Raw genomic sequence first — 7,146 nt, 5'->3', positions numbered from 1 at the left:
CCCGCAACCCTGACACCACGAACAGCCCCCGACCGGCCACAGCCCCGACGCCACGAACCACGCCCCGACCGGCCACAGCCCCGGCACCGCGAGCGCGGCCCCGACCGGCCCCGGGTCCGCTCAAGGCCGCTACGCGGTCCGCTCAAGGCCGGCCCGCGCCGCAAGCCGGCCCGCGCCGCGAGCCGGTCCGCGCCGCAAGCCGGTCCGCGCGCCACGAACGGCGCTACTGGTCGAGCACCGCGTCCAGCACGGCCTGCGAGCTGCCGAGCCCGCCGTCGTACTCGCCCGCCGTCACCACCACGACCAGGTCCTCGTCCGGCGCGACGACCAGCCGCTGCCCGCCGTTCCCGACGCCCTCGGCCCAGCCGCGCCCGCCGCCGGTGAGATACCACTGGTAGCCGTACCCGGCCCCGCTGTCGGTCACGACCCGGGGCCGCAGCACCTCCGCCAGCCACCGGCCGGGCACGACGTCCCGCCCGCCGTCGAGGACGAGCTGCCCGATCGCGGCCAGGTCGATCGGCCGCAGCCGCAGCCCGGACGCCGCCCGCGTCGCGCCGTCGTCCCCCATGGACCACTCGTGGGCGGGCATGCCCAGCGGCTCGAACAGCCTGGCCGCGGCGTACTCGGCCAGGGACCGCCCGGCTCCCCGCGCGATGATCTCCCCGACCAGCGCGGTGGCGCCGCCGCAGTAGTGCCACCGCGTGCCCGCCTCCTCGACGATCGGGCGCTCCAGCACGTACCGGTGCCGGTCGGGCGCGAGCTCCATCGCGATCTCGCTGTTGGCCGGATCGGTGTAGGGGAGCTGCTCGTCCCACTCGATCCCGAGGGTCATGGTCAGGGCGTGCCCGATGGTGAGGTGCTCCTTGCCGGGCAGCTCGTACTCGGGGAACTGCCCGGTCAGCGACGCCCCCGGCTCGGGCACCAGGCCCTCGCGCAGCGCGATGCCGTACACGAGACCCACCACGCTCTTGGACACGGACCTGAGGTCGTGCAACGTGTCCCGGTCGAAGTCCACGTGCCCCAGGGGGACGTCCAGCGCGTGGTCGGGGCCGGCGCCGTACCGTTCGAGCACGACCCGCCCGCCGCGCAGCACCACGAGCCCGTGCAGGTACGGCGCCCGCCCCGCGCGTACGACGTCGTCGACCCGCTCCGCCATTCCCACGATGTTCCTCCATCCGAAGTCGGCACATCCTGGCACAGAGCCACACACGACGGCAGCCGGGCCGGCCTCAGCACGGCCTGACGCCCAGCTCCGCCAGCGCCCGAGCCCACGGATCGGCGCCGGGGTCGAGCACGACCCGCACACCGTCGGCACGCAGGTCCTCGACACTGCGCCGGAACGGCGTACGCCCGGCCAGCGCCTCGTTCACGAACGGCACCACCACCACGGGGACGCCCAGCCCGGGAGCCTCCGCGAGCACCCCGAGCGCGTACGTGTCCGCGATCCCCTGGGCGAACTTGTTGACCGTGTTGTACGTCGCCGGCGCCACGATCACGGCGTCGGCCCGGGGCGGCTTCGGCTCGTGCGGCTTGCGGTACCGGCTGCGCACGGGCCGCCCGGTCTGTTGCTCCAGCCCGGCCACGTCGATGAAGTCCAGCGCCGACGGCGTCGCCACGACCTGCACGACCCAGCCCGCGTCCTGGGCCAGCGTGACGAGCCGGCCGGCCCGCGCCGCCGCCTCCGCGGCGCAGACGACGAGGTAGAGCACCTCTCCCGATGATCCGCTCACGCGATGCACCCTCCCGGGGGTCACGACTCCTTGACGTCAAGGATCCCGGCAGGCGCTCGGGTACGTCACGTGCCGGCCTCCGCCGTGGACAGCGGCGCCGCGATGTCCTCCAGCCCCCGGCGCTCGGCCTTGACCCCGAGGAACACCTCGACCAGCCCGGCCGCGATCATCACGACGCCGCCGATGCCGAACGCGAGCGCCGTGTCCCTCGGCACCCCGCTCTGCACCAGCGAGGAGAACACGAGCGGACCCGCGATGCCGCCGGCCGCCGTGCCGACCGCGAAGAAGAACGCGATGGCCATCGCCCTCGTCTCCATCGGGAAGATCTCGCTCACGGTCAGATAGGCCGAACTGGCTCCGGCCGAGGCCACGAACAGCACCGCCGACCAGCACGCGGTCAGCGTGACCGCGGTGAGCACGCCCTGGTCGAACAGCCAGGCCGTGCCCAGCAGCAGCACCCCCGAGCCGATGTACGTGGCCGAGATCATCGGCACCCGGCCCACGGTGTCGAAGAGGTGGCCGAGCAGCAGCGGGCCGAGGAAGTTCCCGACCGCGATGACCGCGAAGTAGTAGCCCGTGTGCGTGTCGATCCCGTAGAACGTGGACAGGATCTGCGCGTATCCGAAGGTGATCGCGTTGTAGAGGAACGCCTGCCCGACGAAGAGTGACAGGCCCAGGACCGTCCGCTTCGGATACAGGGCCACCATCGTGTGCGCGATCCGGACGAACCCGATCGACTTGCGCTGGTGGATGGTGATCGACTGCTTGGGCTCCGTCAGGTCGTCCTTGCCGATCCGGTGCTCGATGTCGTCCACGAGCCGCTCGGCCTCGCGGTCCCGGCCGTGGATGAACAGCCAGCGCGGGCTCTCCGGCACGTGCCGGCGGACGAGGAGGATGGCCAGGCCCAGCACCACGCCCAGCCCGAACGCGAGCCGCCAGCCGATGTTGACCGGCAGGTCGTTCAGCAGCGGCACGGTCAGCAGCGCGCCCCCGGCCGCGCCGAGCCAGTAACTGCCGTTGATGATGATGTCGATGCGCCCCCGGTGCCGGCTCGGGATGAGCTCGTCGATGGCGGAGTTGATGGCCGCGTACTCGCCGCCGATGCCGAACCCCGTCACGAACCTGAACAGGAAGAACCACCACGCGCTGAACGAGAACGCGGTCAGCAGCGTCGCCACCAGGTACACGACCAGCGTGATGAGGAACAGCTTCTTCCGGCCGAACCGGTCGGTCAGCCAGCCGAAGAACAACGCGCCCGAGCAGGCCCCCGCCACGTAGAGCGCGGCGGCCGTGCCCGCGACCTGCGCCTGCGTGATCTCCAGGCCGCTGCCGGGCTTGGCGAGCTGCGCCGACAGGTTGCCGACGATGGTCACCTCGAGCCCGTCGAGGATCCAGACCGTGCCGAGACCGATGACGATCATCCAGTGCCAGCGGGACCAGGGCAGCCGGTCCAGCCGCGCGGGCACCTTGGTGGTGACGGTGCCGGTTTCCACGTCGCTCATAGGCTTGTTCGGATACCCGGCGGGCGACCGGCAAAGCCTGCTACCCGGCGGGCTTGACCGCCTCCGTACCCGCCCCGGCCACCGCGCTGCCCCCGCCGGGCTTGCGCGCCTCCAGGATGCCCGTGCCGGACCAGGGGCCGCCGTACCAGAACCGCCAGCCGGCGTCGCGCCGCCGCACGTCCACCACGCCGAGCCCGCGCAGCGTCTCCTCGTAGTCGGGGGTGTGCTGGAAGTCGGCGATCAGCATGAGCCCGCCGGGCCGCAACACCCGGTACGCCTCGCTCACCGCCTTGTCCCGCCCCTCGGCCTCGGGAATCTTGTGGACGGCCTGGCTCGACACCACCACGTCGAACGCCTCGTCCCCGAACGGCAGGTCACGCAGGTCTCCGGCGACCAGCTCCACCCGCTCCGAGACACCCTCCGCGACGGCGTTCGCCCTGGCCACCGGCTCGGAGTCGCCGGGCTGGTGCTGCGCCCGCCACCGGTCGACGCCGGTCGCCCTGCCCAGGTCCAGCCGCTCGGCCGCGAGCAGCAGCACCGCTCCGGTGCCGCAGCCCAGGTCGAGCAGCCGCTCGTCACCGCGCAGCCGCGCGAGCTCCTGCGCCCAGACCGCGAACCTGCCGCGCCGCGTCGTGTACACGTAACTCGCCGCGCTGGCCAGCGTGTAGAGCGCGCCGCCCAGGAACGCGAGCCCCGCCGCGACGATGCCGAGCGCGAACGAGACCGCGGCCAGGCCCAGCAGCGCCACCGCGCCCAGGACGAGACCGAGCAGTGCCCAGGGGGCGTCGAATCCGTAGCTGCCGTGTCGCTTGCTCACCTTCACGTCACATCTCAAGCTGGTCTTGACCGCTATTTGACCGAACCCTTCCCATTCGCCCCGGCTGACACGCACAACGCCTGACTACGGTGGCTTGAATGGGCACACAATGGGGGTTTGACCAGGCATGACGGGAGTAAATCGGCGATTTGGCCTGGCGGCGAGCCTCGCGCTCACGCTCGCCTCCGCCGCCTTGTGGGGTGTCGCGCATCTGGCCGCCGGCCGCAGCAGGACGGGGCTGGCTCTCATGGCCCTGTACGTCCTGGTGCTGGCCACCGTGCTGACCGTCTTCACCGCCTTCAGCACCCACCTGCTGTCGCTGGCCGTGCAGCCGCGCTGGCTCACCTGGCTGACGGTCGCGCTGGTGGCGATCGCGCTCTGCTGGACCGGGGTGATCGTCTGGTCGTTCCTCCTGGTGCGCCCGGTCGCCGGCGACACCTTCGGCCGTTTCCTGAGCACCACCCTGACCATCGCGCTGTGCGCGCTCGTCCTGGGGCCGACGGCCTACGCCGCGCGGCTGGCGTACCTGTCGCGTGACGTCGTGAACACGCTGTTCGCGCCCAGCGACACCGCCACCCCCGTCCTCGCCCAGGACCCGTGGAACGGTGCGGAACGGGTGAACTTCCTGCTCGTCGGCGGCGACTCCGCGCCGAACCGGCCGGGGGTGCGTACCGACAGCATGACGGTGGCCAGCGTCGACGTCGTGTCCGGCGACACCGTCCTGTTCGGTCTGCCGCGCAACCTCCAGCAGGTACGCCTGCCCGACGGCCCGGCCAGGGCCCAGTTCCCGTACGGCTTCACCGGCAGCGGCCCGGACACGCCGGGGCTGCTGAACGAGGTCTTCCAGTTCGCCGAGGATCACCCAGAGATGGTTCCCGGTGTACAGAAGGGCAAGCGTGGACCGATCCTCCTTAAGCAAACCATCGCCGACATGCTCGGCATCCCCGTGAACTACTACGCGATGGTGGACATGAAGGGCTTCGCGGAGATCGTGGACGCGATGGGCGGCGTGCGGGTCACCATCAGGGAGCCCATCGTGTACGGCCGCTACCGCGAGGGACTCCTCGCGGCCGGCACCCGCAAGCTGTCCGGCGAGGAGGCCCTCTGGTACGGCCGCTCCCGCACCGACAGCGACGACTACGTCCGCATGGGCCGGCAGAAGTGCCTGCTCAACGCCGTGGCCAAGCAGGCGGACCCGATGACCGTGCTGAACAGCTTCGAACGTCTCGCCGCCGCCACCAAGCGGGCCATCTCCACCGATCTCCCCCAGGACCTGCTGCCCGCGGTGATCGCCCTGTCGGACAAGGTCAAGGACGCCAAGATCCACAGCCTCAACTTCGTCCCCCCGCTCATCAACACCGCCTATCCCGACTGGTACCTGATGCGGCGCAAGGTCGGCGAAGCCCTGGAGGAGCACTCGGGGAAGAAGACGGCAGCGCCGCGCCACCCGTCCTCGGCCCCCACCGCCGACGCCCCGGTCAGCCTCGACGCCACCTGCTCCTGACCCGCCACGTCCGCCGGACGGTCCGGCGGACGTGGGAGAACCGCCACTCACGCGCGCCGGGCTGTGGCATGATGGTGTGCGTCCGAACGGAAACGATTTTCATCCTCATCTGGAGCAAGCAGTGAGAGTGGCGTTCGTCGGAAAGGGCGGCAGCGGCAAGACGACGATGTCGGCCCTGTTCGCCAGACACCTCGCGGCCCAGGGCGCCCCCGTGGTCGCCATGGACGCCGACATCAACCAGCATCTGGCCCTCGTACTCGGCCTGGACGGGCAGCCGGAGCCCCTCGGCGCCCATCTCACCGAGATCAAGGACCGGCTGCGCGGCGCCAACCCGCGCATCCCCTCCGCCGACGTCATGGTCAAGACCACCCCGCCCGGCCGCGGCTCCACACTCCTCCGCTTCGAGGACCTCGCCGCCGACCCCTTCGGCCTGACCACCCCCGACGGCCTCCACCTGCTCGCCACCGGCCCGTTCAGCGAGGACGACCTGGGCGTGGCCTGCTACCACTCGAAGGTCGGCGCGGTGGAGCTGCTGCTCAACCACCTGATCGACGGCCACGGCGAGTACGTCGTGGTGGACATGACCGCCGGCGCCGACTCCTTCGCCTCGGGCCTGTTCACCCGCTTCGATCTGACGTTCCTGGTGGCCGAGCCCACCCGGCAGGGCGTCAGCGTCTACAAGCAGTACCGCGAGTACGCCGCCAGGTACGACGTCGCCCTCGCCGTGATCGGCAACAAGGTGCACGGCGAGCCCGACGTCGACTTCCTGCGCGAGCACGTCGGCGACGACCTGCTGACCTGGATGGAGCACTCGGCGGCCGTGCGCGCCATGGAGCAGGGCCGCCACTTCACCCTCGACGACCTCGAACCCGCCAACGCCGACGCCCTGGCGTTGCTCCGCAAGACGCTCGACGAGCAGGAGAAGGACTGGGCCCGCTTCGGCCGCCAGACCGTCGAGTTCCACCTGCGCAACGCCCGCGCGTGGGCCAACGAGCGCACCGGCGCCGACCTCGCCGGACAGGTGGACCCCGGCTTCGTCTACGGCCCCTGACCGGCCCTCCCGCCCCGCGAACCGGGGCGTTCCAAGAACACACGACTGTCCCCGGAAGGACTCTGGAGCGCGTCCCTTCGGTGACCTAGCGTCGCATTTGATCCCCCTTCGAGAGGAGACAGCATGTCGCTGACCGTTCCGAACGATCTGCTCGACCAGGCCAGAGCCGGAGAGGTGGACGACGAGGCGTTCCTCGCCTGCGTCCGCGACTCACTGCCCTACGCGTGGTCGCTGATCAGCGAGCTGGTCAAGCAGCGTGAGCACACCGGGGCCGAGTTCGCCGACAACGAGGTGCCGCCGCCGTCCGAGGAGGCCCGCGGCCAGCTCCTGCGGTGCCTGGCGAGCGACTCCATGCGTGGTGCGCTGGAGCGCCACTACGGGGTGCGCCTGGCCTTCCAGAACTGCCACCGGGTCGCCGTCTTCGACCCGACGGCCACGAAGGCCCTGGCCGACTTCGTCACCCCGCGGGCCCAGATCCTCAACCAGAAACCGGAGCTCGTCGACTGCTGAGCCTCCGTCCGGTGGGCCGGGAGCACCCCCGG

At 71.3% G+C, this 7,146-nt stretch carries 7 protein-coding genes; 3 read left to right on the top strand and 4 right to left on the bottom strand.

The features are described 5' to 3' along the window. Window positions 1-223: 223 nt before the first annotated feature. The 4 genes from FAF44_RS31110 to FAF44_RS31095 all read right to left on the bottom strand — a co-directional run bounded on the left by FAF44_RS31110 (window position 224) and on the right by FAF44_RS31095 (window position 4,049). Window positions 224-1,156, bottom strand: a complete 933-nt coding sequence (locus FAF44_RS31110) for a serine hydrolase (protein WP_237106875.1) — start codon at window positions 1,154-1,156, stop codon at window positions 224-226. A gap of 73 nt (window positions 1,157-1,229) precedes the next feature. Continuing rightward, window positions 1,230-1,730: a flavoprotein gene (locus FAF44_RS31105; protein WP_237106874.1), complete on the bottom strand. Its 501-nt coding sequence runs from the start codon at window positions 1,728-1,730 to the stop codon at window positions 1,230-1,232. Window positions 1,731-1,795: 65 nt separating this feature from the next. Then, window positions 1,796-3,232, bottom strand: a complete 1,437-nt coding sequence (locus tag FAF44_RS31100; protein WP_237106873.1) for an MFS transporter — start codon at window positions 3,230-3,232, stop codon at window positions 1,796-1,798. A gap of 40 nt (window positions 3,233-3,272) precedes the next feature. Further along, a complete protein-coding gene (locus FAF44_RS31095; protein WP_237106872.1) occupies window positions 3,273-4,049 on the bottom strand; it encodes a class I SAM-dependent methyltransferase in 777 nt (258 codons plus the stop codon). A 127-nt stretch (window positions 4,050-4,176) separates the two neighbouring features. On the opposite strand from FAF44_RS31095, the gene FAF44_RS31090 reads away from it, so the two are divergent. From FAF44_RS31090 to FAF44_RS31080, 3 genes are all read left to right on the top strand, one after another. Further along, window positions 4,177-5,553 (top strand): LCP family protein, encoded by a 1,377-nt coding sequence (locus tag FAF44_RS31090; RefSeq protein ID WP_237106871.1) that lies wholly within the window; start codon window positions 4,177-4,179, stop codon window positions 5,551-5,553. A 121-nt stretch (window positions 5,554-5,674) separates the two neighbouring features. Beyond that, window positions 5,675-6,604: an ATP-binding protein gene (locus FAF44_RS31085; protein ID WP_237106870.1), complete on the top strand. Its 930-nt coding sequence runs from the start codon at window positions 5,675-5,677 to the stop codon at window positions 6,602-6,604. 123 nt (window positions 6,605-6,727) lie between these two features. Then, complete coding sequence (locus tag FAF44_RS31080; protein ID WP_237106869.1) at window positions 6,728-7,114, top strand: SCO5389 family protein; 387 nt, start codon at window positions 6,728-6,730, stop codon at window positions 7,112-7,114. Window positions 7,115-7,146 lie beyond the last annotated feature (32 nt).

It is taken from the genome of Nonomuraea sp. MG754425, from assembly GCF_021699195.1.
Classification (GTDB): domain Bacteria; phylum Actinomycetota; class Actinomycetes; order Streptosporangiales; family Streptosporangiaceae; genus Nonomuraea.
Note: the sequence above shows the minus strand (reverse complement) of the source record. Positions and strands in the feature narration are given on the sequence as shown.

Bases quoted from the DNA above. Each gene is read 5' to 3' on its own strand.
- FAF44_RS31110 (WP_237106875.1), bottom strand. From the start codon at position 1,156: ATGGCGGAGCGGGTCGACGACGTCGTACGCGCGGGGCGGGCGCCGTAC.
- FAF44_RS31100 (WP_237106873.1), bottom strand. From the start codon at position 3,232: ATGAGCGACGTGGAAACCGGCACCGTCACCACCAAGGTGCCCGCGCGG.
- FAF44_RS31090 (WP_237106871.1), top strand. From the start codon at position 4,177: ATGACGGGAGTAAATCGGCGATTTGGCCTGGCGGCGAGCCTCGCGCTC.
- FAF44_RS31080 (WP_237106869.1), top strand. From the start codon at position 6,728: ATGTCGCTGACCGTTCCGAACGATCTGCTCGACCAGGCCAGAGCCGGA.